Consider the following 26,793-nt stretch of genomic DNA (forward strand, 5'->3'; position numbering starts at 1 on the left):
ATTTTAACTCGTCACCAACTGGAGGTGTTCTCATGAAAAACTTACGTTTAGCTACTGTGATTTCGTCTGTTTTCGCTCTGACTTTTGGTCCAGCTGTATTGGCTATGAACTTGGACGCGATTCAGGATCAGCAAAATAAAGCCGAGCAAGCTGCAGAAGCAACGGGTGAGTACGTGAGTGATGCGGCGCTGACCACTAAGGTTAAAGCGACCATTTTGGCTAGCGACGCCTTGAATGTGCTCGAAATTAACGTTGAAACCAATGATGGTGTGGTGCAGCTGAGTGGTTTTGTTGAGCAAGAAGAAGACATCGATACGGCTGAGAAAATTGTCCGTGGTATCGAAGGCGTGAAAGACGTTGAGAACGATATCAAAGTAAAGAGCGCCGACGCTTCTTAATTTAGTTTCTTTCTCACTCCATAGTGCCCCCCGGCACGACCTTTGGCCCCGCATTGCGGGGCTTTTTTATGCGCACGGCTAAGGGTATAGTTAGCCTATTCATATGACTAATAATAAGAGCCAAGGACGCCATGGCAAAACTTCTCAAAATCATCATGATCAACGGCCATATGCCTGGAGTGGTAGAGCTCGATCTTGATGGTCACACCAATATTTGTGGTAGTAACGCTTCGGGTAAAACCACACTGCAACGGATGGTGCCAGTGTTTTATGGTGAATTACCGAATAAAGTCGTACCACGCACGCGCGAAAACTTCGATAAATATTACTTACCGTTCAAAAATAGCTACGTCATTTATGCTTACGAGCGCCCGACGCAGGGGCCAGCCCACGTAGTGCTGACCAAGCGCGCCGATGGCGTTGACTATCGTTTTGTTGACGCGGCCTATGAGCCGCAATGGTATCTGCAGCAGAACAAGCAGGGCACGGTTGCACGCGATTACAGCGATTGGATGAGTCAACTGAAGCAAGCAGGTATTGAAACCAGCCATAAAATTAGCGCCGTCAGCGAATACCGCAGCATCATTCTCAATGACATTAAGCTTGAGCGCAGTCAACGCGCCGAACGCTTGAAAGCGAAAAAGTTAGCTGCGAAGTTTGCGTTGGCACCCGACGGCTTTGCGTTGCGGCATATCGAAAAGTTGGTGTCGGCGGTGCATGCCAAAGAAGGCAAGATGGACACGCTGAAAAGTATGCTTGCGGCAATTCTTGAAGAAGACGGTTACGAACGACCAGAAAACACTTTTACTCGCGCCAAAATTCAGCATTGGCTGCAGCAGATGCGCCAATACATGAAAGTTGAACAGTTACAGGCGCAGCTGCAAAAGTTACAGCAGTTAAACAGCGAACGTACCCATACCAATGAAGGCCTGTGGCACCTGAAGTCAGTGCTGGAAGAAGATTATGCGCAGTTGCAAACGCAACAGGCCGACCTTGAGGCCCAGTTGCAGGAATGGAAGCGCAAACGCGACGTTGCTGAAGACAATTACAATCGCGAGTTACGAACGTTACTTGATACCAAGCAAGAGGCGAGCGCTGAGCTTGAAGCCGCTGAAAGCAAACTCGAGCGCGCACAGGTAACTTACGATCGCTATCGCGATGAAGATATGGAAGCCTGGGGCCGCGCGCTAGAAAAACTGCCACAACAACGCGAGGAATTGCAGCAGCTGGAAGAGCATTACCGCCTGTTGCTTGATAAGCATAAGGATGCGCAGAGTCAGTTGGATGCGGAAAAGCTAAAACTGCAGCAACGGCTGGATAAAGTGCGTACGCAATTACAGACCCAAAAGGACGCACACCAAGCTGAGTTAGCCCAACTCAACGAGAGCTTTAATGATAGTCTCGAAGCGGGGCGCCGCGCATTACAGCAGCAACAGAACGCGTTGCAACAGAGTTTCACACCACAATTACAAGACACTCGCGAACAGCTTGCGCAACAGAAAGCGACAAGCCAGAACAGCGGGCTAAATGAAGCCGAGCAAGAGGCAATACAGTTAGCGGATGCGCGATTCGAGGCCTGCATGGACGCTTTGGAGCTGGCCCAAGGTGAGGTGGATCAAGCGCTCAAACAATTGGAACTACGCCGAAAAGAGCGCCTGCAGAGCAGTGAGCAGGTGAATCAGGCGCGGCGTAATGAAGCCGCGGCCAATGATACGTTGGAAACTTTACGTCAGCGTTTGAAACCTGCAGCGGGCAGCTTACGCCAGTTTCTGCGCGACAACGTTGAACACTGGCAACATAGCTTTGGCAAGGTGCTTGCCGAGCCGTTATTGCAGCGCACGGATTTGCTACCGCAAAAGTCTGGGGCCGAGAATGAAACGATTTTTGGTGTAAAACTCGATCTACAGGCGCTTGAACTACCTGAGCACGCAGCCACCGAAGAGCGCTTGATAGAGCTGCTTGAGCAGGCGGAAGCTGAGCTTGCGCAGCGACTCAAAGAGCGTAAGGACAGTGAGAGTCAGTTGCACAAAGCAAATGAGGCAGTCACTGAAGCAGAACAACTTGAAGCCAAAGCGCTGCAAAAGCGTAAAGGGAGTAAGGCAGATCTCGACTATGCCCGCGACCACAAAGCGCGTTTGCAGCAAGAACATAAAGCGGCCCTACAGCAGCGGAAGCAACAAGCTGTGCAGCAAGTAGCCAAGCTCGAGCAACACCTCGCTAGCCTAGAGCAGCAATTACAGCAACAACTGGCCGAATTAGAAAGCGATGCGAAAGCGGCTGAACTCGAGCGAAAAGCTGAACACCAAGAGGCGCAGCAGCAGTTTCTCGATGCCATGGCAGAGTGCGATCAAGAGTCGCAACGTAAAAGCGCACAGACCAAAGAGCAGATGCACGATCTGGAGCAAGCGTTCAATGGCAAACTTGCTGCAGACGGAGTGGATAAAGCGAAGCTCGAACGCACGAAGACGGCAATGCAAGCGTTGGAAGAACAGATCCAGCTTACCGAGCAGCAACGCGAATCGTATCGTGCCTACCAGGCGTTTATGGCCGACGAGTGGAAGTTGCAACGGCCGAAGTGGCAACAACAAGAGCTGCAAGCGCGGCAGGCGTTGCGCGAAGGCGAAAATGCGTTAGCCAAGCTGAAGAGCGACTATCAGCGCGAAACCGAAGACTTGAAAGCGCAAATCAAAACAGCTGAAGCACGCCGTGCACAACAAAAAGAGCTGTTGGCACAACTCCAGGCGATGGTCGCTCGCATGGCAGCGCTACCGGTCGCCTTGCAACCCGATAAGCTCAACAGTCAGGCGGTTGGCGACGTTAATGAACGCTTGGTGCGTGCCCATGACTTATTTGAGCAGGCCCAAAAAGTCGAGAAGGAGCTGCAGCATCAGCTCACACAATTCGAAAGCGAGCTGCACAAAGACGTCGATAGCGATTTTTCCCGCTTTATTGAAAAGTCGCTGGCGGAGTTGGGCGAAGCGCCTGAGATGGGTGCACGGGTTGAGGCGTTGGCAAACCTGCTAAGCATTCTTGAAGATCGCCAGGAGCAAACCATCAACAAGGGCATTACCATTGGTAAAGGTCTGGTTGATGTATTCACCGTGTTTGACGACATCCACAAGCGCGTGAATGATTTCAGTCGTCGTTTGACGCAAGAGGTGAGCGACGATTTGCCCCTCGATGCGATTCAAAAGGCCGAGGTCAAGATCAGTTCCACCATCGATGAATTAGGTTTTTGGGCGCCGCTGAAAGCAATGGCGAAGCATTACAAGCAGTGGCGGCAGTCCGGTGAGTTAGTACCGTCACAAGCTTACCTCGACGAACTTGCGCAGGTCGCTGAGCTGATTCGTAGCGATCAGGATTACAGTATCGAATCGCTGCTGCGCCTTGAGCTGCATATTCAAGAAAAAGGCCAAGCAATGGTGATCCGCAATGATCGGCAATTGCTGGAGTCATCGAGCCACGGTATGGCTTACTTGATCTTAGTTAAGTTCCTGCTGGCCTTTACCCGTTTGCTGCGACCCGCAGATGCTGGAGTGGTGCTGCATTGGCCTGTCGATGAAATTGGTACCTTGGCTTATCACAATGTCGAGAAGCTGTTCGCCGCTTGTGACCATAACGCGATCTATATCGTAGGCGCGTTTCCGAACCCTGAATCGGACGTATTATTGCTCTTCAATCATCGCTATTTAATAGAGCCGCATCATGAGCAGCCGAATAAAGGTCAACTGAAACGCATCAAGCCGCGGTTGTCACCGTTAGCGGAAAAATTAGCACAGTTGAGCGAAGCGGAGGTTGAAGCATGAACCCGTTACTCCAACATGGTCCGCTATTAGAGAAGCTATTGGCTGGCCAATTTATTTGCGCAGTAACCGAGCCCGAGCACTATCAGAGGCTGCAACAAGAAGCTTTGCGTGAGCAGCTCGATGAGTACTTGCAACCGCTGAATCGGCGGGTGGCACAAAATGACGATACGAGCGTGTTTTTTCTGGCTTACCGGCATATCGATCAAGATGCCCGCGAGCATATGAAACAGCAGTTACAGGTGGTGATGGCATCGTTGTTGCCGTTGCTTGAATGGCTGACCTATGTGCAAGAAGCACTTGGGCATGACAGCGTGTTGAGTCCCGGCGACATCGTCAAGCTACAAGAGTTGATCTTGAAAACCGAAGATCATCCGAGCTTGCAGCAACGTCTGCAAGCGCTAGCCAAAGACAAGTTTTTCAATTCTCAGGCTGATAGTGTCGATGCGCAGGCCAAGCAAATCGCCAAGCGTTTGGTCGAGCACGGCTACCTGCAGCAACCCCACAAAGAGCGACTGTTTTTTACCGTTACCGGCAAGATGGATTATCTGCTCGAGTTGGTGCGCTTCATCAAGGATGAGGAAAACATCCCGCTGGAAGAATCGCCGCAACAAGAGGACTTGCTCTAATGGCAGAACCGATAAGCGGTATGCTAAGCCTTGGTGCAGAGCGTCTTGCCTTGATCGGCAAGCACGCGCAGACGCTCATGAAAGGCTACCTGCAAGGCGAAATTGACCCCGATGCGTTCTCTGAGAGTACGCGGCGAAAGCTCATTGATGCGCGCGTGCTATATCACCCCGAAGACAGCTTTGGACTTAAGTTGCGTCAACCTGTGACACAACTTATTGCGGCGTTGGTCACGGATGAAGCGCGGCGACAGATTCATGCCGATGTGGCAGAAAAACTCGAGACCATTCGCGTGCGTGTCGAAAGTTACCGTGAGGCACGTCGCCGTGGCGACTATGTGAAAGCCGACCTGCAACTGCAAGTAATTCACGAAACGGTGTACGACTTAACGGGCCAGTTTGAAGAGGCGATTCATAGCCTTTGGCACCGCTTGAATAGTAACTTCGGTTTTGTCAGCAGTCTCAGTGACAAAATCCGCGAAAATAGTCGTGCACAGGAGCAAATTAAGCGCCTGCTTGATGGCATTAGTTTGCTTAACTTCAACGAAATGATTGAGCTTGCAGAAGGCAATCCGGTATTGCGCAAGGTGCTGGTCACCCGCCTACAGAATCATTTAGACCGGCATTTGGCCAGCTTACTTGAGGTGCAAAAGCGCTTAGTGGAACTGATGGGCCGCTTCCGCGAGCAACAAGCGCGAGGCCTGTTGGTCAGCCAGATGGCGAGTTTTTTGCGGCAGCATCCAAGTTTTGTGGTGGGGGATTATGCTTATCGCAGTCAGGTGCCGAAACTCGTTAATTGTGCGGCACCTACTTCGGTCACGGCTGCGGTGGCTCTCGATCGGCGTGCGGACAGCCCAGAGATCGTCGGCCTCGTACATCAGCTTTATAAAGAGCTTGCACTGAAAACGGCGAAATCAACAGCGAGTGCAAATGATGACGTGCTTACGACCACAGCCAGCGCCCCCGAAGTTGAAGCCCGTCAGCAACAACTCAAAGCCGACGCTGAACAGTATTTCCTGGCGGTACTTGAGAATAAAGCGGGTGATTCTGCTATCGATTACTTGGTGACACAAGAGCTCGAATGGTCACCGGAGGTGTGGCTCTTTCAGATCCTTGCCGAGTTCGCAGGTTTACCACAGCAACAACAGCGTATGTTTGTGCTCGAACGCAGCGAGTATGAGGAGCAATGGTTCAATCAGGTTCGGGTGATTGACGACGTGACCTTGCGTTTAGGTAGATTATGAGCGAACGCCTAAGCCCCCGTCAGCTTGAATACTTGCGCGGTTTGCAACAACAGCTGAAACTCCAAACGACGGTTAATTGTGAAGTAAAAGCGCGCGATGTCGCCATACTTAAATGGTGTGAAGAAGAATATTTGGTTAGCTTTGTGCCGCCGAAAGGCGACCGCTTTGACTATACGCAAGAGCTGTTAGCGTCAGTGGCTGAGCGCTTGGTTCAGTTGGGCTACGCACCACTTGATGAAACGCTTGCTCGAACTTCGCTCGAACAAGCACAGCAGGGCAAATATGAATTTAAGAGCAACCGCACAGGGCCACGCGCCAATCGGGTGTTACTAGCACAACGCACTGGCAGTGACGATACATGGCAAATTCTTGATGTCGCACAGAATGAGCTTGATTTGGCTGCTTATGAGCAGTTGGTTCTGGTTGAAAATCTCGATTGTTTTTACCAGCTCGTTAGTTTTGCGTTACCGCTCGCTCCCAATGCGTTGGTGAGTTACCGTGGCGATCATGTCTATGCCCAAGGCGCACAAACATTACGTAAGCGTTGGTTAGAGACGGGTAAAACCATGGATTATTTTGGTGATCTCGATGCGGCCGGCATCGCAATTGCTTTTCAACTTGGTTGTCACCGTATTGCTGGACCATCTTTTAAACGCTTTTGTGAAAAAGCACACAGTTCTGCGCTTTCCGCGGAACAGTTTCAAACGTTACAGCAACTTACACGAAACCAAGAGCTTGCACCGCAGTTGCGGGAGTATCTTGAGTATATGGAGAGAAGTCAATCTGGCCTGCTGCAACAATGGTTGCAGCAGGAAGCACTGGAGTGGTTAACGATTCAGGCGTTAGGCAATTAGCATTCGCGATCGAAAATATCGCGCAGTTTTTTCAATTGCTCTTCGACGTTATCTTCAATTTCGTTGTAGCGCTGCTGCTCGGCTTCGCTGAAAAGATTATCGAAGTCTTCTTGATTACTAGGGTTCAGGTGATCGTACTTATCCATTGTGGCTTCAATTTCTGAAAAGCAAACTTCAGCCTGTTCAGCAAGTTGGCTGAGGTCATTTTCCAGCTTCTCAAATTCATCGAGATAAGTTTCACCAGATGATGGCGAACAAGCGCTTAGAGTAACTGCTGCAACGACAGTAAAAATAAACTTTTTCATGATCATTCCTTTTGCTTATTGTTATCTTTCCTGACTTTAGCGTTAAGCCGAATCCCGTGCAATAAGTTGCGGTTGGAAGACCGCTTTTAAATCCGGAACTGCTTGCTTATAAACATGTTTGAGTACCCACCGAGCCGCCATTTGGCCAATTTCTTCAATGGGATAATCGACGGTCGTGAGCTTCGGGTAAGTGTAGTGCGAGAAGTTGACGTTATCGAAGCCAACCACGGCAAGCTGTTCGGGTATTTCTAGGCCGACTTCATGGGCGACAGTGATGGCACCTGAGGCCATTTCATCGTTGGCGCAGACTAAAGCGGTAAAGTCGCACTTGCTATCAAGAAAGTGGTGCAGAGCGTTCACGCCGCCGGTCTCTTGGAAGTCACCTTCAAAGAACAAACTCTTATCTTCACCGATATCATATTCTTGTAGGGCACGCAGATGGCCTTTGTAGCGTTCGCTGGCGTCGTTCTTCCACATTGGGCCAGAAACGTAGGCAATACGGCGGTGTCCGCGTTCGAGTAGATGATGGGTTGCGAGATAGCCGCCGAGTTCGTTGTCGAGGGTGATACAGCGATCCGCCACGGCTTCGACGTGGCGGTTAATGACTACAAACGGCGTGCCACTATCGGCCATACCGCGCAGGTAATCGTCGCTGACTGATTCAACGTGTAAAATCAGCGCGTCACAGTTGCGGCTACGTAGAAACTCAATACTGTCGCGCTCCAGTTCAGCATCACTATGGCCTGCGGCGACAATTACGTGTTTCCCGATCGCACGGAATTCGCTTTCAATGCGATTGAGTAGTTCGCCATAAAACGGGCCGCCAAGTTCCGACACCAAGATGCCGATGCTGTTGGAGCGGTTGCTGGCCAGTGATTGCGCGACTGAGTTGGGGCGATAGCCTAGCTCTTGCATGGCTGCTTCGACTTTTTCTTTAGTCGCAGCGCGCACGGGCGCGGTATTGTTTATCACACGGGAAACAGTGGCTAAAGATACCCCGGCTAATTTTGATACTTCATAAATGGTGGCCATGCTTTTTGTTCTCGTTATGCACTTTGTTCGAGTTCTCGGGCAATCTGTTGCACCCGCGCACGATTCAAAGTGTACCCGCGCATGACCCAAGCAACAAGCAGTGATGCGATAGCTGGAAGCCAAGTGAAGGCGATTAAAATGCCTAGTTGTGTATGTTCGGTCTGCGCTTGGCCGGCTTGATAGTCATAGACCGCAAGCCACCAGCCGGCGATGGCACCGCCCAAAGCGATACCGATTTTGATGAAGAATACCACCGAGGCATAAACTAAGCCGTTGGCGCGTAAACCGGATTCACGTTGGCCAAAGTCCACCACGTCGGCAATTTTGGCCCAGAGCATTGGCGTTGCCATCTGCAAGAAGAAGCTCCAGAAAAAGTACAACACTATGGCCAGCACCAGTTGGTCGGCTGGCACGAAAAATGCTGCTGCAGAAAGCACCGCGGCGATTATTTGCAGTGCTTTGTAGGCCTGAACTTTATCCACTCGGCGGGTCAACGGATTGGCGAGTGCGCAGCCGAGAATATTCCCAACCATACCAATCGATACGAACGTGGTGATGAGATCTTCGCGCAAGAGGTAATACTTCACGTAGTAAATCGCGAGTGTATTTTTTATCGCAATACCAATCAGCAAGAGCACGGCCACGATCGCCAAGGTCCGCAAGGCGTCGTTTTGCCACAGTGTTTTCAGCCCCGAGCCGAAATTGAGCTGTTGGTCATGGGGTGGTTGAATGCGCTCTTTGGTACCCGCGAAGCAGAGGAGGAACAACACCACACCGAGCACGCTCATAGCAGCAATCGTCAATTGGTAGCCTAATGCTTTGTCGCCTTGGCCAAACCAATCTACCAGCGGTAAGGTCAGCAATGTGACAATCAGTCCACCAAACATACCGAACACGAAGCGATACGATTGTACTGACACCCGTTCGTCTGGGTCCTTAGTTAGCACGCCGCCCAGTGCCGAGTAGGGGATATTGATAGCGGTGTAGGCGAGCATAAGTAAGGTGTAGGTGGCATAGGCGTAGATGACTTTGCCGGTATCACCGAGATCGGGTGTGGTGAACGCCAGAATGCTGCAAACGGCAAAGGGGATCACCAACCACAATAGGTAAGGGCGGAATTGCCCCCAACGGGTATTGGTTTTGTCGGCAAGGAGCCCCATCAACGGATCGGTTACCGCATCGATAAGCCTTACGACCAAAAACATCGTGCCGACCGTGCCTGCTGAAATACCGAAGATATCGGTATAAAAGAAGGCTAAGAACAACATCACGGTTTGGAAAATTAAGTTACTGGCGGTGTCACCCAAGCCATAAGCTACTTTTTCGCGCCGTGAAATCATACTGCGGGTTCCGTTTGCAGTTGCGCAGCACGCTCGAGCCACAAGGCCTGCAATGCTTTGGCGCTATCTTTTAGCGTGCGCTTTTGCGTCGTGTAATCGACGTGCACAATGCCAAAGCGTTGGGTATAACCCTCCGCCCATTCAAAGTTATCGAGTAAGCTCCAAGCAAAATAGCCGCGCATATCGATTCCTGCGTCAATACAATCGTTCACTGCCAATAGATGTTGCTGATAGTAATCTATTCTGGCGTCATCGTGTACTGCATTGTCGATTAATTCATCAGGGAAGGCAGCACCGTTTTCACTAATATAAATAGGTGGCAGGTTGGCAAAGGTCTCTTTTAACTGCACCAAGATCTCGGTTAAGCCTTGCGGATAGATCTCCCAACCCATGGTCGTCAATGGTGGCTTGCTTGGCGGTACGTCGGAGAACCAGCCGTTCTTGTCGCGAAACACCGTACGGGTGTAGTAATTCACTCCAAGAAAATCAATCGGCTGGGAAATAAGCTCCAGGTCGCCGGCTGCAACTTTCGGCAATTCATCGGCTTGCAGAGCGTCGCCAAGGTCTGGATAAGTGCCGGTTAGCAACGGCTGTAAATACCATAAGTTATGATAGGCATGGGCCAAGTTAGCTGCGGCAACATCAGCGGCCGCGCTAGAGGCGGCAAAACACGGACTAAAATTCAGCACGATGCCATGCTCGGCTTGCGGTGCATGCTTTCGCAAAATCGGCAGTGCAAGGCCGTGGGCTAACAGCAAGTTATGAGCGGCTTGGCGACCATAACTACGATTCTTCATACCCGGCGCATGAATACCCGCTTCATAACTTAAATAAGCGCTGCAAAAAGGCTCGTTCAAGGTGGCGTAACTGGCCACTTTATTGCCCAAGGTGCGCACCATGACCTCAGCATACTCGGCAAAACGATAGGCGGTGTCACGATTCAGCCAGCCGCCTTGGTCTTGCAGGTACTGGGGCAGGTCCCAATGATACAGAGTCATGTGCGAAGCAATGCCCTTGGCATTCAACGCGTCAACGAGGTCCACATAAAACTGCAAGCCTGCTTGATTGATTTGGCCATTGGCGTTAATGACCCGACCCCAGGCGACAGAAAAGCGGTAAGCGTCTACACCAAGGCTCGCAATCAGCTCAACGTCTGCACGCCAATGCTGCACATGTTCGCAAGCGACTAAGCCATTTGAACCGTCTTTGATGCGTCCAGGTTCAGCACAGAAGGTATCCCAAATACTGAGTTCACGGTCAGCGGCACCGCCCTCGATCTGAAAGGAAGAGGTAGCGACACCAAAGACAAAGTCAGAGGTAAGCATTTTTGATTGCTGTGGTAGGCTTATTTTTTTCATAAGGATTGCGAAACCGTCCAAGTATGCTATAAATGAAAGCGCTTTCATCATAGGCCATAAATCGGCCTAAGGTCAAAAAATTATAACGATTGAGGCGATTATGACCCAACAGAACACTAATTACAGGTTTGCGTTGACTGCGCTGACCACTCTTTTCTTCATGTGGGGCTTTATTACCTGCATGAATGACATCCTGATTCCGTACCTACGATTGTTGTTTGACTTGAACTATGCGCAGTCGATGCTCATTCAGTTCTGTTTCTTTGGTGCTTACTTTATTGTCTCGGTCCCAGCGGGGTACTTGATTGGCAAAATAGGCTACAAGTCGGGAATTGTAACCGGCTTGATGATTGCCGGTGCCGGTTGTGTACTGTTCTATCCGGCCGCGCAAGCAGAAGTTTATGGGTTGTTCTTGTTAGCGCTATTTGTTTTGGCTTCGGGTATTACCATTTTGCAGGTTGCTGCTAACCCTTACGTAACCGTTTTAGGTGACGAGAAAACCGCTTCAAGCCGTCTTACCATGACGCAAGCTTTTAACTCTCTAGGCACCACTGTGGCACCGTTTTTTGGCGCCTGGTTGATTTTCGGTGGTGTGGCTGACCCAGAAGTAACCGGAGTATCGAAAGACACCGTAAGCCTGCCATACTTTATTTTGGCCGGTGCATTGGTGTTGATGGCGGTTATTTTCTTGCGTTTAAAATTACCTGATATGGGCAAGGTTGACCCAGCTTTGGCGCTACCAAAAGAAGGCTCGGCGTGGAAGCAGAAACATCTCGTGCTCGGTGCACTCGGTATTTTCGTCTACGTTGGCGCTGAAGTAGGTATCGGAAGCTTCTTGGCAATGTACATTGCGATGCCTGAGATTGGCGACATGAGTACATCAAAGGCCTCACACTATATTTCGTGGTACTTCGGTGGCGCGATGGTGGGTCGCTTCTTAGGTGCGGCAATCATGCAAAAACTCAGTGGTAACCGCGTGTTGGCCTTCAATGCCGTCGCTGCTGTATTGCTGCTGGCAACCACTATGACCAGCTCAGGTACTCTAGCTATGTGGTCATTGTTGTTCGTAGGCTTGTGCAACTCAATCATGTTCCCAACGATTTTCAGTCTAGCGCTGCAAGATCTGGGGCAAAGCCGTGGTCAAGGTTCGGGCATTCTCTGCCTGGCAATTGTCGGTGGTGCGATTGTGCCGCTTGCGCAAGGCTTCTTAGCTGACCAAGTGGGCGTCCAGATGTCGTTCATTATTCCGCTGATTTGTTACGTGTATATTGCCTACTACGGTATGCGTGGTTATCAGCCACGTACATTGAAAGTTGCACAGGAGGCAGCGTAATGGCACAAGGTCCGTTCCCAAAGAAGTTACTTGCCGCAGCCATCGTCCTCGCTTTAGGTGGCTGCGCTGAATCGACCCAACAAACAACCACGGCTGCTGATGCAGCCGCAGAGGTTGAGGCCATCTGGCCCAAAATAGATTCCCCAGTGGTGCTCGATCAAGCCACTGAACAGCGCATTACCGAAATGCTTGCGCAAATGACTCTTGAGCAGAAAATTGCGCAAATGATCCAGCCGGAAATTCGCGATATTACCGTCGAAGATATGCGCCGCTACGGTTTTGGTTCTTATCTTAACGGTGGTGGTGCTTTCCCGAACAACGACAAATACGCCACGCCGCAGGACTGGATTGACCTAGCTGAGGCCATGTACCAAGCGTCCGTTGACGATAGTTTGGATGGTTCAGCCATTCCGACCATGTGGGGTACCGATGCGGTTCACGGTCACAACAACGTGATTGGCGCGACGATTTTTCCGCACAACATTGGCTTAGGTGCAGCGAATAATCCTGAACTGATTGAACAAATTGCACATGTCACTGCCCGCGAAGTGATGGCGACCGGCATTGATTGGGTGTTTGCCCCAACTGTTGCGGCTGCGCAAGACCTACGTTGGGGCCGTACCTACGAAAGCTACTCTGAAGACCCCAGTATCGTACGCGATTATGCCGCAGCTATCGTGACGGGCTTGCAGGGTAAGGTTGGCGAGAACTTTCTTGATGATCAACACGTGATCAGCACGGTGAAGCACTTTGTCGGTGACGGCGGTACCACAGCCGGTATCGACCAAGGTAATACCGAAGTCGATGAGCAAACCTTATTTGATGTGCATGCACAGGGCTATGTCGGCGGCTTGAATGCCGGGGCGCAAACCGTGATGGCGAGTTTTAACAGCTGGAATGGCGATAAACTACACGGTCATGATTACCTGTTAACTGATGTATTAAAAGGCAAGATGGGCTTTGACGGCTTTGTGGTCGGCGACTGGAATGGCCATGGCCAAATTCCTGGCTGCAGCAACTATGACTGCCCACAAGCGGCGAACGCTGGACTTGATGTCTACATGGTGCCGACCGATGCCTGGAAACCGCTGTACGAGAATCTTATTCAGCAAGTGAAAGACGGCGTGATCGCGCAAAGTCGTGTCGACGATGCGGTGCGCCGTATTTTACGGGTGAAAATGCGTGCTGGCTTGTTTAACAAACCGAGCCCAGCAGAGCGCCCATTGGCTGGACGTTTGGACCTCATTGGTGCCGACGACCACCGCGCCGTTGCACGCGAAGCGGTGCGTCAATCATTGGTGCTTTTGAAAAACGAGGGGCAATTATTACCGCTTGATCCTAGCCAACGGATTCTGGTTGCTGGCTCGGGCGCTGACAATATTGGACAACAATCGGGTGGCTGGACCATCAGTTGGCAAGGGACCGGTAATACCAACGAGGACTTCCCTGGTGGTACGTCGATTTATCAAGGCATTGCTGAGCAAGTCGCTGCCGCTGGTGGCGAGGCGATACTAAGCGAAAATGGTGATTTTACCGAGCAGCCAGATGTTGCTGTAGTAGTGTTCGGTGAGCAGCCTTACGCCGAGGGAAATGGCGACCTCGACAACCTTGACTATCAACGCGGTAATGCAACCGATCTCGCGTTGCTGAAAAAACTGAAAGAGCAGGGCATTCCTGTGGTAACGCTGTTTATTTCTGGCCGCCCACTATGGACAAACCCTGAGTTTAACGCCTCTGATGCCTTTATGGCGGTCTGGTTGCCGGGTAGCGAAGGGCAAGGTGTTGCCGATGTTCTGTTGCGCAATGCCGACGGTAGCATTCAGTATGACGTGACCGGGCGTTTGCCATTTGCTTGGCCTGCGGATCCCGATGCTAGCGCGGCACTGCTCGAAGTCGGTGCTGGCTTAAGCTATGGTAGCAGCGAAGCGATCCTCGCTGACCAACTGAACGAAGAGCTTGGCGAAAGCGGCGATATTGACCCTCTTGTTGTGTTTGAACGCGCAGTGAAATCACCATGGTTGCTCGAGCTCCGCAGCGGCGAGCAGCGTGCTGCCGTCGAAAGCAGTATTCAGGAGCTTGGCGCAGTTCGCAGTGAAACCTTTGACGACGAAGTCCAAGAAGATGCGCGACAGTTTAACTTCAGCGGCGAGAGCTTAGCTGCGTTTAACCTCGTCACACCGTTCCCACGCGATTTACGCGCCTATGCAAGTGCTGACAGTGCGTTGTCTGTGACGCTTCGAGTCGATAGTGCCGTACCCAACGATGTCATGCTAAACCTGTATTGTGGTGAACAATGTGGCGCCTCAGCGGCAATGAGTGCACAACTGCAAGGCTTACCGCAAGGTGAGTGGCAAACCCTTGAGCTCAGCCTCACGTGCTTACAAGAGCGGGGCTTTGATTTAGCTAAAGCCAGCGGCATCTTCGGGTTAAGTACAGCCAGCGAATGGTCGGTAAGCTTTAACGATATTCGCCTTGTGCCAACCAGCGAAAACGAAGCGCTCTGTCTGTAGCGCTTCAACTTCTCTTTAGCTCATAATTAGCGCATAAAAAAAAGCCCGCAAGTGCGGGCTTTTTTCGTAGTTCCTTTTCCGTTTCGTTTCGTTTGCTCACCGTTAGGTTAGAAGCTGTAACGCGCTCCAAACACATAACGGGGACCGTACTGACGTGCGAAGAGGAACTGTTCTTCGTAGCGTCCGTACCCTTCTTCGGTTTCATTGGTCAGGTTGATCCCTTCCAAGAAAACCGTAAATTTGTCGGTAACGTCATAGTTTATGCTCATGTCCCACTGGCCGTAAGCCTTGGCAAACTGTGGTGGGTTGTCGGCTGAGCCTTGAGCTTGGCCAACACCAATGAGGTAACTATCACGCCATGCGTAAGTGAGCTTCACTGACCAACCATGGTCTTCATAGAAGGCCTGGAGGTTAGCTGAGTCACTCAAACCAGAAAGGGGTGCTTGTTGGCTCAAACTATCGACATCAAACTTCACGTCACCGTCAACGACGGTTGCGTTAACGCCGAGGCCAAAGCCTGACTCACCAAACAAGTGCTGCACCGCCACCTCGAAGCCGTCGACGCTTTTCGCGTCAGTATTCGAAGGCTGGCTCACTTGCCATACAATCAGTGGATCATCCGCATTGGGTTCAATCACACCTTCACCGTTACCGAAGCCAAGAGCCAGCATCTCTTCAAAGATGGCGGTACTGGTGGCTTGCTCACCACGGCCTTCAAGCGATGCAACGGCTTGCTGGTAACGTGGACCTTCGAAGATATCGCGTAAGCCTTCGACGGTGATCTCGTTGATGGTGTTTTGAATGAAGTTATCGACGTCTTTACGGAAGTAACCAATCGATGCGTAGCTTCCTGGCGCGTAGTAGTATTCCAACGCCAAATCGATATTCGTCGATTCAAACGGTAACAGGTTAGGGTTACCTGTCGAGCCAGAACGTGAACCAGGCTTAGGGCTACCACTTAATGAACGACCACCGGCAAGGGCACCTAATGGCGCACGAGCAATGGTTTTACCGGTTGAGAAGCGACCAATGAGTTCATCAGTAAACTCAACTTTTAAGTCGAGCATTGGAAGCAATACGTCGTGCTCGCCGGTCAGGGTGAGGAAGTTCACCTGGTCGGTCGGTTCGTACTGCATGATCCATTCTGACGCACTTACCCAGTTAACTTGACGCTCAACACGTTGGGCAACATTACTGGTAACGTCAGTTTGCTCGTAACGTAGACCGACATTTAACTCAGCTAGGTAGTCACCGAGCATGAATTCCCAATCTGACTGAATGAAAATCGCATCGGTTACTTCGCGCAGGCTGTTGTTACTGTCGATACCGTCGAAGAAAGGCGCTGGCATGTAAGCATCGCTACCCATTAACTCTTCGGTCAAATAAGCAGTCTGACGCGCGACAGCCTCATCGTAATCAAAGGTGTAATAGTAATTCGTCATTAAGTTACTACCGCCACCGGCAAACTGGTCAAGGAAGTCACCTGTCGAATTGTAGGTGAACATGCCATCTGGGAAGATTTGCGTGAACGATGGATTAAAGCCTGGGCCGCCACGTAAACCACTCCACGCAGTGTAGCCAGACAAATCTTGGTCAGTGCGCGATAAGCCAGCGGTAATTTTAACGAGCGGTGCGTCAAAAGTGTTGTAGTTGTACCAATCACCTTTCAATTGGTACTGCTTCACATTTGATTCACCTTCGCGACGGAAGAATTGGCTGAAGTTCGAGTCGATTTCGCTTGGTGCAAGCACGCTGGTTCCGTTGTTCCAGTTAACCAACATTTGCGGAATATCGCCTTGACGGAAATCGTAGATCTTCGAACGCAGCTGGTCTGAGCCCAAGATCACTTGACCAAACATGCCGCTGCCAGGGTCAGCACCGTCGTCGGTCGCGTTACTTGAATCATGGGCATCAAACCAGAGCCGCAAACTATCACTGACGTCATAGGTAATGTTCAGGCCAATGGACTTGGCTTTGACTTCAGTGGTGCCTTTCTCGGCGGTGAACGAGGCATCGTTACCGGCGATATCGGCATAAACCGCAGTACCATTTTCGTCGAGTTCGTAGGCATTAATGTTGCCGCCGAATTCGTTCCAGATACCCCAACCAAAGGCTTCACGGCCGGTGAGGGCGCGGCTGGTGGTGTAGTCTGTGGTAATAATGAGGTCGTCGACCGGAGCGAACTGCAAAGTAAATTGACCGTTGGTGCGTTCAGTCGCCAAATCAGCAAAGCCATAGTTCATGTCTTTCGGGAAGAAATGGTTACCAACGCGGTTACCTTCTTCATCGATAGGGCGTGGGTCGATCACTTTGCTTGGGTCAAGGTCAGTGGGGAGACCGACGTTCGCCTGCCAACCTTGGACGTTGGCCTGTTGCAAGCGAAAATCACGACGCGATTGCGAAACAGTAAAGGCCACACCTACACGGTCGTCAGCAAAAGTATTGCTGTAAATTGCAGCAACTTCTGGCGTGACATCATCACCTGTTTCAACCGAAGTATCATGAATTCCCTTGCCCATGATGGTGAAGTTCTGACCTGGGCTCGCCAGTGGACGGCGGGTCACAATATTTACTGTCGCACCCAAACCACCACTTGGTGTGGCGGCGCGTGCGGTCTTATAGACTTCAAGTGAACGTACACCTACTGAAGACAGGTTTTCTAGGTTATACGAGCGGGTATAACCAGTCCCTGGCATTTGGCGCCCGTTGAGGGTCACCAAGTTAAACTCAGGACCGAAACCACGTACGGTAATTTGGCTACCTTCACCGTTGACTCGGCTTACCGATACACCGGTGATACGTTGCAGTGATTCGGCTAAGTTGGTGTCTGGAAACTTACCAATCTCTTCAGCAGAGATGGCGTCAACGACGCCGTCACTGTTGCGTTTAAAGTCCGTTGAGCGCGCAAGACTGCCGCGAATACCGCGAACCTGAAGAACTTCGACGTTTTCTTCTTGTACTTGCTCTTGCTCAGCTTGATTATTTTCAACCTCTTGCGCATAGAGCGGTGTCATCAAACCGGCGGTGAGAACTACTGACACAGCTGCCGCGACAGGGCTTTTCATAAACGTTGTTTTTTTCATCTTATTCATCGTCCGTTTTTGCGCTGTACGCGTTAAAAGTTAGCAATCTGCACGTTATCGATTTGGTACACCACGCCTTGGCCGGTGCCCCAAGCAGGGAAAACCATGATGACATTGATGTCACTGATATCGAGGCCAGCGTCAAACAGCTCTTGTAACGGGAAGTTGTAACGCGCCCATTCGCCGGCGACTGGGGCTGTATCGTAGTTGCCAGCAGAGAGTGGCAACTCTACCGCAGTTGCAGCACCTGTTGATTCAACCTTAAAGAACCAATCCGTTGGACCTGCACTCGGCTGATTAACAATACGCATGTCAAAGCTGATAGCGCCGTTGGCGACAAGCGGAGAAGCATCGTAACTTACGCCTTCGTCAGCTAAGAAGCCGAGCACGGTTTCAGGCCAGCCTGGAATTTCGAACTGAGCGACTGAGCCGTAAGGGGCATCGGCAGAAACGATCGTAGGCGTCGTGCCTGCACAGCAATCCCACAATGACCAACCACTTGCGATATTGTTTTCAAAAATGGTCAAACCGTCGTTGCCTGCGCTTGGGTTATAGATGCGCGCTTCGTCTACGCGGTAGACCGCACCATCACCGGTTCCCCAAGCAGGGAAGATCATGATGACGTCAATCGCAGATACATCTAAGCCCAAATCGGAAAGCTCTTGTAAGCTAAACGTGTAGGTTTGCCATTCGCCAGTGATAGGTGCGTTACCGGCGTTGCCCGTGGCTAAGTCGACTTCAACAGCAGTTGAGGCGCCGTCGCTTTCGATCTTGAATTTCCATACGGCATCTGCGCTAGCTGGTGGGTTCACAACTTTCATGTCGAACTGCACCACACCCTCGATAAGAAGAGCACTGGCGTCGAATTGAATACCACTGCCATCGGCAGGTTTAAAGCCCATAACCGTTGGCGTTGCACCAATGGAGAACTCAGCAACTTGGCCACGTTCTTCGTCAGTGACAACTTCTGGGGTGGTACCGCCACAGCAATCCCACAATGGCCAATCTGGATTCGCTTCGTCGCCAAACAATACGAGTTCAGGAGAAGGACCTTCTGGCGCGGCAATTTCTACATTATTCAACAAGTATTCAGCACCTTCACCGGTTCCCCAAGCAGGGAAGACCATGATGACATCAATCGCAGAAACATCGAGACCAGCGTCAGATAAAACTTGCAGCGGGAAGGTGACGGTTTGCCATTCGCCGGCAACCGGTGCTACGCCTTCTTCGCTTGAACTGATCGGCAGCTCGGCAAAGGTAGAGCCTTCGTTACTTTCGACTTTGAACAACCAGGTAGTTGCCGCGGCAGGTTGCGATACGACTTTTAGGTCGAAGGAAACAGAACCGGTCTCCAGGATCGGCGAGGCATCGAAAGGTGAGGGCTGGCCATTCGGGTCGGTAATAAATGCTGAACGCGAGACAAAACCATTTACGGTTGGCGTCGCACCTACTGTAAAGCGGTACGATGGGCCTTTCTCAGCATCATCCACCAACTCAGGAGTTGAACCACCACAGCAATCCCATGCTGGCCAATTTGGATTCGGCGTACCATCAAAGATGGTCAGATTGCGCGCAACACCGTCAGATGGCGGTGACGGAATTGGCGCTTCACCTTCAACCAAGGTGTCTTCGTCAAGATAACCGGCACGAATGGTTTCACAGCCTTTACCGGTGATGGGGTCAGCTGCACATTCGTAAACGCGAACATAATCGATTTCAAACGTTTGACCATTCGCAAAAGCCTCGGCATCAATGCCAAGCTCATTCACATTTTCTGGCCAGGTGCCACCAACCGCTAGATTAAGAAGCAGGTGGAAGCGCTCGTCAAACGGCGCCGCATCGTAAACCGTCTCGAGTTCACCCGTGGCTTGGTTATAAAACTCAGCAAACCAACCGCGATGACGAAGGCCTACTGCTTCGCCTTTGCTGTTATAGCGCACACGTGATTGTTGTTGCGTTTGATAGAGGTAACCGTCGACATACCAACGCATTTCACCTTCTTGCCACTCGATGGTGTAAGTGTGGAAATCATCAGCAGGGTTGGCGCCGTCAGGAAGTTTATAGGCTTTACCCGAAGAGGAGTTTTGCGGCGCGTCACGACCGTAGTGGAGCGTACCGTAAACATGAGATTCAGGATTTCCCTCAGCGTCAGCAGCTTTGAGGTTGACCGCTTCGACAATATCGATTTCACCAGATTTTGGCCAGCCACCATAAACTTCATCGGTGGGCATCATCCACACCGCAGGCCAGGTACCTTGACCAAACGGCATTTTGGCGCGAACTTCGATACGGCCGTATTTGAAATCGCCTTTGTATTTGGTGTTTAGGCGAGCAGAAGTGTAGGGCTTTTCAGCGCCTTCTTCAGCGGGTAGGGCAACAATCTTTAACGATCCGTCGGAGACGAACGCATTGTCTGAGCTGTCGGTGTAACACTGTTGTTCCTGGTTACCACCACCGGCACAGTTGACCTCAAAGTTCCATTTATTTTCATCGATGCTGCTGCCGGAGAATTCATCACTCCAGACGAGTTGCCAATCATCTACCGGCGCGGTTGTGTCGACGGCATCAAAATCCGAATTGGTTTTGACATCACCACCGCCACAGCCGACGAGGCCGAGGGTCAGAAAGAGCGCCGCAATCGGGCTCTTGGTTAGAGTTCTGTTAGACATAACTGAGTTCCTGGTTGATTACTCATGTTGTACTGCTTTTGTAATTATTAGAATTCTTGCTTTTTAAAAGCTGCTCTATGAAAGCGCTTTCATAACATAGAACAAGAAATTTTTTGCGTCAATCACGTTCGCCGAAAAATCCTTATTTATTTGTTAACAGGTGCTGACAGAAGCTGTCGATGAAGTCGGTGCAGTCGTGGTATTCGTGGCATGCAGCCATGCTATTGTGGTGTCAAGCATACGTTGACTAAAGCCCCATTCGTTATCGTACCAAGCCATAACTTTCACCAAGCGACCACTGACTCGGGTCTGACTGGCATCGAAAACAGCAGAATGCGGATTATGGTTAAAATCGGTCGAAACCAGCGGCAGGGTATTGATACTTAACACTTGGCCGAGTTTCCCTTGGATGGCTTCACGAATAATTTGATTCACTTCTTCAACACTGGTGTCACGTTGGGCGATAAAAGACAGATCAACCAAGGAAACGTTGGGCGTCGGTACGCGTACCGCGAGACCGTCAACTTTACCTTGTAGCTCAGGAATCACTAAGCCCACAGCTGCCGCCGCTCCAGTTTTTGACGGGATCATCGAGAGCGCAGCAGCGCGAGCTCGTTGCGGATCGCTGTGGTAAGCGTCGTTGAGATTCTGATCATTGGTGTAGGCATGGACCGTTGTCATCAGGCCGTTCTCTATACCTAACGCATCATGCAGAGGCTTCGCGACAGGTGCTAGACAATTGGTGGTACAAGAGGCGTTGGAAACGATCTCATGACTATCATTCAATAACTGGTCGTTGACACCATACACAATGGTCGCATCCGCACCTTTCGCTGGAGCTGAGACCAGCACTTTGCGCGCCCCAGCTTGACGGTGGAGGTCGGCTTTCTCGCGTTGGGTAAATAAGCCTGTGCATTCGTAGACCACATCAATACCGAGCTGCTGCCAAGGCAGCTTGCTTGGGTCGCGCTCGCTGAGCAACTTGATAGAATGCTCGCCGATCTGCAGTGCGTCACCTTGCGTTGTAACCTCAGCCTTTAAAGGTCCGTGCACGGAATCAAACTTTAACAGATGGGCGTGAATGGCCGGATCGCCAAGGTCATTAATGGCAACGATTGTGATTGTGTCCTGCAATTCGCGCTCAAGCCAGGCACGAACGATGTTTTTCCCAATGCGGCCAAACCCATTGATAGCCACGCGAATAGTCATAATTACTCCTTGTTCTCTGTCGTTTTTTGGTAACGCGAATCACGTAAGCTGGCTTTGATAAGCCGTAATTTTTCACGGAACTCGGGCCCTTTATCTAAAGTAAAGCCGGTAACAAGCACATCGATGATGACCAGTTGTGCGATCCGTGATGCCATCGGCATGTAGACATCCGTGTCTTCTGGCACTTGCGTCGACAGCACAATATCGCACTCGGCAGCGAGCGGACTGTTTGCTGCGGTTAGGCCAATTACCGTTGCAGCGCTTGTTTTAGCTATGGCCGCGACTTCGCAGAGCGCCTTGGTACGACCGGTATGGCTGATAAACACCAAGACATCGCCGGCCTTGGCATTAATCGCCGCCATGCGTTGCATCAGTACGTCATCGGAAAACTGTACCGGTGTGTCGAAGCGAAGAAACTTGTTGTGTGCGTCATGGGCTACAGAGGCCGACGCGCCGAGTCCGAAGAAAGCAATTTTTGTCGCGGCATTTAGTTTGGTAATCGCATCGTGCAGCGCGTCATTGTCGACGTGATTGCGGGTGACGTTCAGAGCCGCCATGGTCGATTCAAAGATTTTCGCCGTATAGTCAGCAAGACTGTCGTTTTGCTCAACATGGCGATTGACGTAGGGCGTTCCTTTGACCAAGCTTTGCGCGAGCAATAACTTAAAGTCGGGGTAGCCCTTGGCGCCCATGGTGCGACAGAAACGGTTGACTGTTGGTTCGCTCACTTCTGCGCGCTCAGCCAGACTTGCTATGCTTTGATGGATAGCGGTTTGCGGATCGGCCAGAATAACTTGGGCGACCTTGCGCTCTGATTTACTGAGCTTAGGCAAGCTGTGCTGTAACTGTTCGATAAGGTTCATAGCTAAATCCTAGTCTATTTTGTAATTAAATTACATTTTAATGGATTTTATAGCAATAGGTTGCTAGCATCTTAGTCGATTTGTTGGAAAATTACATAATAAGAAGAAAATACAGACCCACAAAAGAGGAATGTCATGACCACGTCTGCAGCCTGTTGCGATTTGATTTTATTCGGGACTTTGGGCGATCTGGCACGGCGCAAGCTGCTACCAGCGCTGTATCAGTTAGAAAAGTCGGGCTTATTGCACGCCAACGCGCGCGTTGTTGGTGTGGCACGCGATGACATCGACACCAGCGCCTACCGCGAACAGGTACTGGCAAGCTTAAACAAATTCATGACCAAAGAAGCTGTTGACGACGAAGTCTGGTCACGCTTTGCTGAAAAACTTCATTACTGTAACGTCGATCTCAAAGATATCGCTGCTTATCAAACCATTGCCGATATCGTAAAGCCTGCAGAAGGGCGCACGCCGATTAGTTACCTCGCAACCCCGCCGCAGCTTTTTTCGACCATTTGTGACGGCCTCAGCAGTATTGGCTTAACCAAGCAGCCAGCGCGGGTAGTGTTGGAAAAACCGCTGGGCGAAGATTTGCCTTCGTCGTGCGCAATCAATAAACAAGTGGCTGAATATTTTGACGAATCTCAAGTGTACCGTATCGACCATTATCTTGGTAAAGAAACGGTGCTTAATCTACTTGCGCTGCGTTTTGCCAATTCTATTTTTTCTGATCAATGGAATCACAATACCATCGACCATATCCAAATCACCGCTGCTGAGCAGGTGGGTGTTGAAGGGCGTTGGAGCTATTACGATGACGCAGGTCAGCTGCGCGATATGGTTCAAAACCACCTTCTACAGGTGCTATCGCTGATTGCGATGGAGCCACCCACGCGCCTTGATACCGAGAATATCCGTGAAGAGAAACTCAAAGTTTTGCGTTCCCTGCGTCCAGTAACCGCTGACAATGTGCAAGATGACACGGTACGGGGTCAATACACTGCTGGGTTTGTTGCCGACAGTAAAGTGCCAGGCTACTTAGAGGAAGAGGGTGCTCGTAAAGAGAGCTCGACCGAGACTTTTGTGGCGCTTAAGGCTCATATCGATAACTGGCGTTGGTCAGGTGTGCCGTTTTACTTGCGCACCGGCAAGCGCATGCCAGAAAAGCGCACCGAGGTCGTCATTACCTTTAAGCGTCAACCGCACAATATCTTCCATGAAAGCTTAAGCCAACTGCCGCCAAACCGCTTGATTATTCGGTTGCAGCCTGACGAAGGCGTCGAAATTCAAATGATGAATAAAGTGCCAGGACTCGGTAAGCAGATGCAGCTAAAACCGACGACCTTAGATTTAAGCTTTTACGAAACCTTTGAAAACAAGCGCATTGCCGACGCTTATGAACGTTTATTGCTAGAAGCGATTCAAGGCAACCAATATTTGTTTGTGTCGCGCGAGGAAGTTGAGCACGCATGGCGCTGGATCGACGGTATTCGAGCTGCGTGGTCGCATTTGGGCGAACTGCCGAAGAGCTACCAAGCCGGTACTTGGGGGCCTGTAGCCTCCGTAACGCTGCTTGCCCAAGATGGCCGCGAGTGGGACGACGACGCGTAAGTTGGCTTTAAGCTAGTGAAGTAAAAGAGATACAGAATGACTGCTTTAGTAAAAGAATTTAATCACGATAGTGACTTAATCGACCAGTTTTCACGCCAACTGTGCCGCGAGTTGGAGCAGGCCGTTGCGGAACGCGGACATGCTTATTTGGTGGTGTCTGGTGGGCGCACCCCCGTGCCATTATTCGAGCGTCTAAGTAAGCAGATGCTGCCGTGGCCAAAGATTACGATTTTGCTCGCTGACGAACGTTGGTTGCCAGCGACCGATGCTCAGAGCAATGAGCGTTTAGTGCGAGCGCACTTACTGCAACATCAGGCTGCAGCCGCGAATTTTATTAGCTTACTAACAGCTGACGCTGACGCTGCCGATGCTGTTGCGCAGATCAACGAGCGCTTGGCGAAGGTGCCGCGTTTTGATGTGGTTATTTTGGGTATGGGCGAAGACGGGCATACCGCATCACTTTTCCCGTGTAGCGCCGAACTCGAGCATGCGCTCAGCACAGATGACGCTGTCGCAGCGATGACGCCAACAACGGCACCGCATCAGCGCATGACGTTAAGCTTGTCGCGGCTGTTAAACAGCCGCCAAATCTATTTTCATCTCTCGGGGGCGGGCAAAGCTAAAGTGCTTGCACAAGCCCTGCAGGAAAACGCCGACTTTCCCGTAAGTTGGGTATTGCAGCAGGACAGTGTTCCCGTTGAGGTCATGCTGGCAGTGCCAGAGGAGTAAATTATGCATCCCGTTATTGAACGTGTTACGCAACGTATTGAAGAGCGCAGCGCCGCCGATCGGCAACGTTATCTTGAGCAAATGGCAGCGGCACGACGCAAAGGTCCGCACCGCGGTGCTTTGTCGTGTGGCAATCTCGCCCATGGTTTTGCCGCCTGCGGTAAAGAAGACAAAGGCGAATTGCGCAGCCTAACCCGAGCGAATATTGGTATTGTGACGGCGTATAACGATATGCTGTCGGCGCACCAGCCTTATCACGACTATCCCGATAAGCTAAAAGCCGCTATCCGTGATGTAGGCAGTGTTGCCCAGGTCGCGGGTGGCGTACCGGCGATGTGTGATGGTGTCACGCAAGGCCAACCGGGCATGGAGCTCAGTCTGGTAAGCCGTGACGTGATTGCCATGGCTGCGGCAGTAAGTTTGTCGCACAACATGTTTGATGGCGGCTTGATGCTGGGTATTTGCGACAAAATTGTACCAGGATTGCTGCTTGCCGCGTTACGCTTTGGTCATTTACCCTTTGTTTTTGTGCCCGCAGGACCGATGCCTTCAGGTATCACCAATAAAGAAAAAGCGCGCGTACGTGAGCTGTATGCGGAGGGTAAAGTAAGCAAAGATGACTTACTTGAGGCCGAAGCGGCGTCTTACCACAGTCCTGGTACCTGTACTTTTTACGGTACTGCAAACTCCAATCAATTGGTCGTTGAGATCATGGGTTTACAACTGCCTGGCTCGTCTTTCGTCAATCCCGGCAGTGAATTACGTGAAGCACTGACTCGTGTAGCCGCGCAACAAGTCACCCGTATCACTGATCTTGGCACCGATTATACGCCGATCAGTGAGATTGTGACGGCGAAAAGTATCGTTAACGGACTCGTTGGCTTGCTGGCAACGGGCGGTTCAACCAACCACACCATGCACTTGATAGCTGTCGCGCGTGCGGCTGGCTACCGCATCGATTGGGACGATTTTGCTGAAATTTCCAGCGTAACACCGTTGGTGACACGGATTTATCCGAACGGCGATGCAGACATTAACCACTTTCAGCGTGCCGGTGGCATGGCGTTCTTAGTGCGCACTTTGCTAGATGCCGGATTGTTGCATGAAGACGTTAAAACCGTTGCCGGTCAAGGCTTACGTCGTTATACGCAAAAGCCGGAAATGGAAAATGGCAAAGTAGTATGGCGCGATGGTCCTGAAAAATCTCTCGACACGGACGTGTTGCGCGGCGCTGATGCACCATTCAGTGACCACGGTGGACTCGCAGTTTTATCCGGTAACTTAGGCCGCGCGGTTATGAAAACTTCAGCTATTCCAGAAGGAACTGAAATCATTACCGCACCTGCAGTGGTGATGTCGAGCCAACACGAACTTGAAGAACGTTTTAAAGCGGGTGAACTGGACCGCGATTGTGTCGTCGTGGTGCGCTTCCAAGGACCAAAAGCTATCGGCATGCCAGAGCTGCATAAGTTAACGCCACCTCTGGGCGTGCTGCAGAAACGCGGTTATAAAGTTGCCTTGGTGACCGATGGTCGTATGTCGGGTGCATCGGGTAAAGTTCCAGCGGCGATTCACGTGACGCCAGAAGCGGTGGACGGCGGAGTTATCGGTAAAATCCAGGACGGTGACTTAGTTCGCCTCGATGCCTTAAGTGGTACCTTGGATGTACTGGTAGAGAGTGATGCGTTGGAACAACGTGCTCAGGCCACGCTTGACCTTAGCGATAGCCATCAAGGCATGGGACGCGAACTCTTTGGTGTATTCCGTACCAATTACAGTGGCGCCGAAGAGGGTGCCTGTGTGTTATTTTCTGAACAGTAAATGAA

The 26,793-nt window shown here is 51.1% G+C and carries 18 protein-coding genes; 10 read left to right on the forward strand and 8 right to left on the reverse strand.

From position 1 onward, the window contains the following. Positions 1-32: 32 nt before the first annotated feature. The 5 genes from CWE21_RS00665 (at position 33) to CWE21_RS00685 (ending at position 6,925) form a co-directional block, all read left to right on the forward strand. Entirely contained in the window at positions 33-398 is a 366-nt protein-coding gene (locus tag CWE21_RS00665) for a BON domain-containing protein (RefSeq protein ID WP_198675033.1), read from the forward strand. Between the two features lie 131 nt (positions 399-529). Beyond that, positions 530-4,204 (forward strand): ATP-binding protein, encoded by a 3,675-nt coding sequence (locus tag CWE21_RS00670; RefSeq protein ID WP_126832197.1) that lies wholly within the window; start codon positions 530-532, stop codon positions 4,202-4,204. After that, positions 4,201-4,830, forward strand: coding sequence for a condensin complex protein MksE (locus tag CWE21_RS00675; RefSeq protein WP_126832198.1), 630 nt, complete (start codon positions 4,201-4,203; stop codon positions 4,828-4,830). The genes CWE21_RS00670 and CWE21_RS00675 overlap by 4 nt, the downstream gene beginning before the upstream one ends. After that, complete coding sequence (locus CWE21_RS00680; RefSeq protein WP_126832200.1) at positions 4,830-6,071, forward strand: hypothetical protein; 1,242 nt, start codon at positions 4,830-4,832, stop codon at positions 6,069-6,071. Before CWE21_RS00675 ends, CWE21_RS00680 begins: the two co-directional genes overlap by 1 nt. After that, positions 6,068-6,925 (forward strand): DUF7281 domain-containing protein, encoded by an 858-nt coding sequence (locus CWE21_RS00685; protein ID WP_126832202.1) that lies wholly within the window; start codon positions 6,068-6,070, stop codon positions 6,923-6,925. The genes CWE21_RS00680 and CWE21_RS00685 overlap by 4 nt, the downstream gene beginning before the upstream one ends. Here CWE21_RS00685 and CWE21_RS00690 read toward each other — a convergent pair. The 4 genes from CWE21_RS00690 to CWE21_RS00705 are packed head-to-tail and all read right to left on the reverse strand — an operon-like array spanning position 6,922 to position 10,960. Next, positions 6,922-7,230, reverse strand: coding sequence for a membrane lipoprotein lipid attachment site-containing protein (locus CWE21_RS00690; protein WP_126832204.1), 309 nt, complete (start codon positions 7,228-7,230; stop codon positions 6,922-6,924). The two genes, CWE21_RS00685 and CWE21_RS00690, sit on opposite strands and share 4 nt — an antisense overlap. Before the next feature lie 42 nt (positions 7,231-7,272). After that, a complete protein-coding gene (locus tag CWE21_RS00695) occupies positions 7,273-8,262 on the reverse strand; it encodes a LacI family DNA-binding transcriptional regulator (protein ID WP_126832206.1) in 990 nt (329 codons plus the stop codon). A 14-nt stretch (positions 8,263-8,276) separates the two neighbouring features. Beyond that, positions 8,277-9,602: a glycoside-pentoside-hexuronide (GPH):cation symporter gene (locus tag CWE21_RS00700; protein ID WP_126832208.1), complete on the reverse strand. Its 1,326-nt coding sequence runs from the start codon at positions 9,600-9,602 to the stop codon at positions 8,277-8,279. Next, positions 9,599-10,960: a GH1 family beta-glucosidase gene (locus CWE21_RS00705; RefSeq protein WP_126832210.1), complete on the reverse strand. Its 1,362-nt coding sequence runs from the start codon at positions 10,958-10,960 to the stop codon at positions 9,599-9,601. The genes CWE21_RS00700 and CWE21_RS00705 overlap by 4 nt, the downstream gene beginning before the upstream one ends. A gap of 100 nt (positions 10,961-11,060) precedes the next feature. On the opposite strand from CWE21_RS00705, the gene CWE21_RS00710 reads away from it, so the two are divergent. Then, the gene (locus CWE21_RS00710; RefSeq protein WP_126832212.1) at positions 11,061-12,293 is read left to right on the forward strand and encodes a sugar MFS transporter; all 1,233 of its coding nucleotides are present in this window, start codon (positions 11,061-11,063) and stop codon (positions 12,291-12,293) included. Continuing rightward, complete coding sequence (locus CWE21_RS00715; protein WP_126832214.1) at positions 12,293-14,803, forward strand: glycoside hydrolase family 3 protein; 2,511 nt, start codon at positions 12,293-12,295, stop codon at positions 14,801-14,803. Before CWE21_RS00710 ends, CWE21_RS00715 begins: the two co-directional genes overlap by 1 nt. Positions 14,804-14,910: 107 nt before the next feature. Here the strand turns inward: CWE21_RS00715 and CWE21_RS00720 are convergent, their stop codons facing one another. The 4 genes from CWE21_RS00720 to hexR form a co-directional block, all read right to left on the reverse strand. After that, positions 14,911-17,886: a TonB-dependent receptor gene (locus CWE21_RS00720; RefSeq protein ID WP_126832216.1), complete on the reverse strand. Its 2,976-nt coding sequence runs from the start codon at positions 17,884-17,886 to the stop codon at positions 14,911-14,913. Positions 17,887-17,918: 32 nt separating this feature from the next. Then, positions 17,919-20,555: a glycoside hydrolase family 16 protein gene (locus tag CWE21_RS00725; protein ID WP_126832217.1), complete on the reverse strand. Its 2,637-nt coding sequence runs from the start codon at positions 20,553-20,555 to the stop codon at positions 17,919-17,921. Between the two features lie 153 nt (positions 20,556-20,708). After that, complete coding sequence (gene gap / locus CWE21_RS00730) at positions 20,709-21,764, reverse strand: type I glyceraldehyde-3-phosphate dehydrogenase (protein ID WP_126832219.1); 1,056 nt, start codon at positions 21,762-21,764, stop codon at positions 20,709-20,711. 2 nt (positions 21,765-21,766) lie between these two features. Then, the gene (hexR, locus tag CWE21_RS00735) at positions 21,767-22,627 is read right to left on the reverse strand and encodes a transcriptional regulator HexR (RefSeq protein ID WP_126832221.1); all 861 of its coding nucleotides are present in this window, start codon (positions 22,625-22,627) and stop codon (positions 21,767-21,769) included. Between the two features lie 135 nt (positions 22,628-22,762). On the opposite strand from hexR, the gene zwf reads away from it, so the two are divergent. The 3 genes from zwf to edd are packed head-to-tail and all read left to right on the forward strand — an operon-like array spanning position 22,763 to position 26,788. Continuing rightward, entirely contained in the window at positions 22,763-24,238 is a 1,476-nt protein-coding gene (zwf, locus tag CWE21_RS00740; RefSeq protein ID WP_126832223.1) for a glucose-6-phosphate dehydrogenase, read from the forward strand. Between the two features lie 36 nt (positions 24,239-24,274). Beyond that, complete coding sequence (pgl, locus tag CWE21_RS00745; protein ID WP_126832225.1) at positions 24,275-24,967, forward strand: 6-phosphogluconolactonase; 693 nt, start codon at positions 24,275-24,277, stop codon at positions 24,965-24,967. A gap of 3 nt (positions 24,968-24,970) precedes the next feature. Next, positions 24,971-26,788 carry a phosphogluconate dehydratase gene (gene edd, locus CWE21_RS00750; RefSeq protein ID WP_126832227.1) on the forward strand — a complete coding sequence of 606 codons (1,818 nt, stop codon included), beginning with the start codon at positions 24,971-24,973 and terminating at the stop codon, positions 26,786-26,788. Positions 26,789-26,793: the final 5 nt, after the last annotated feature.

The organism is Pseudidiomarina aquimaris (genome assembly GCF_003987395.1).
In the GTDB taxonomy this organism is placed as follows: domain Bacteria; phylum Pseudomonadota; class Gammaproteobacteria; order Enterobacterales; family Alteromonadaceae; genus Pseudidiomarina; species Pseudidiomarina aquimaris.

Excerpts from the sequence above, each read along its gene's own strand:
- CWE21_RS00665 (WP_198675033.1), top strand. The coding sequence starts at position 33 with ATGAAAAACTTACGTTTAGCTACTGTGATTTCGTCTGTTTTCGCTCTG.
- CWE21_RS00670 (WP_126832197.1), top strand. The coding sequence starts at position 530 with ATGGCAAAACTTCTCAAAATCATCATGATCAACGGCCATATGCCTGGA.
- CWE21_RS00675 (WP_126832198.1), top strand. The coding sequence starts at position 4,201 with ATGAACCCGTTACTCCAACATGGTCCGCTATTAGAGAAGCTATTGGCT.
- CWE21_RS00680 (WP_126832200.1), top strand. The coding sequence starts at position 4,830 with ATGGCAGAACCGATAAGCGGTATGCTAAGCCTTGGTGCAGAGCGTCTT.
- CWE21_RS00685 (WP_126832202.1), top strand. The coding sequence starts at position 6,068 with ATGAGCGAACGCCTAAGCCCCCGTCAGCTTGAATACTTGCGCGGTTTG.
- CWE21_RS00690 (WP_126832204.1), bottom strand. The coding sequence starts at position 7,230 with ATGAAAAAGTTTATTTTTACTGTCGTTGCAGCAGTTACTCTAAGCGCT.
- CWE21_RS00695 (WP_126832206.1), bottom strand. The coding sequence starts at position 8,262 with ATGGCCACCATTTATGAAGTATCAAAATTAGCCGGGGTATCTTTAGCC.
- CWE21_RS00700 (WP_126832208.1), bottom strand. The coding sequence starts at position 9,602 with ATGATTTCACGGCGCGAAAAAGTAGCTTATGGCTTGGGTGACACCGCC.
- CWE21_RS00705 (WP_126832210.1), bottom strand. The coding sequence starts at position 10,960 with ATGAAAAAAATAAGCCTACCACAGCAATCAAAAATGCTTACCTCTGAC.
- CWE21_RS00710 (WP_126832212.1), top strand. The coding sequence starts at position 11,061 with ATGACCCAACAGAACACTAATTACAGGTTTGCGTTGACTGCGCTGACC.
- CWE21_RS00715 (WP_126832214.1), top strand. The coding sequence starts at position 12,293 with ATGGCACAAGGTCCGTTCCCAAAGAAGTTACTTGCCGCAGCCATCGTC.
- CWE21_RS00720 (WP_126832216.1), bottom strand. The coding sequence starts at position 17,886 with ATGAAAAAAACAACGTTTATGAAAAGCCCTGTCGCGGCAGCTGTGTCA.
- CWE21_RS00725 (WP_126832217.1), bottom strand. The coding sequence starts at position 20,555 with ATGTCTAACAGAACTCTAACCAAGAGCCCGATTGCGGCGCTCTTTCTG.
- gap (WP_126832219.1), bottom strand. The coding sequence starts at position 21,764 with ATGACTATTCGCGTGGCTATCAATGGGTTTGGCCGCATTGGGAAAAAC.
- hexR (WP_126832221.1), bottom strand. The coding sequence starts at position 22,627 with ATGAACCTTATCGAACAGTTACAGCACAGCTTGCCTAAGCTCAGTAAA.
- zwf (WP_126832223.1), top strand. The coding sequence starts at position 22,763 with ATGACCACGTCTGCAGCCTGTTGCGATTTGATTTTATTCGGGACTTTG.
- pgl (WP_126832225.1), top strand. The coding sequence starts at position 24,275 with ATGACTGCTTTAGTAAAAGAATTTAATCACGATAGTGACTTAATCGAC.
- edd (WP_126832227.1), top strand. The coding sequence starts at position 24,971 with ATGCATCCCGTTATTGAACGTGTTACGCAACGTATTGAAGAGCGCAGC.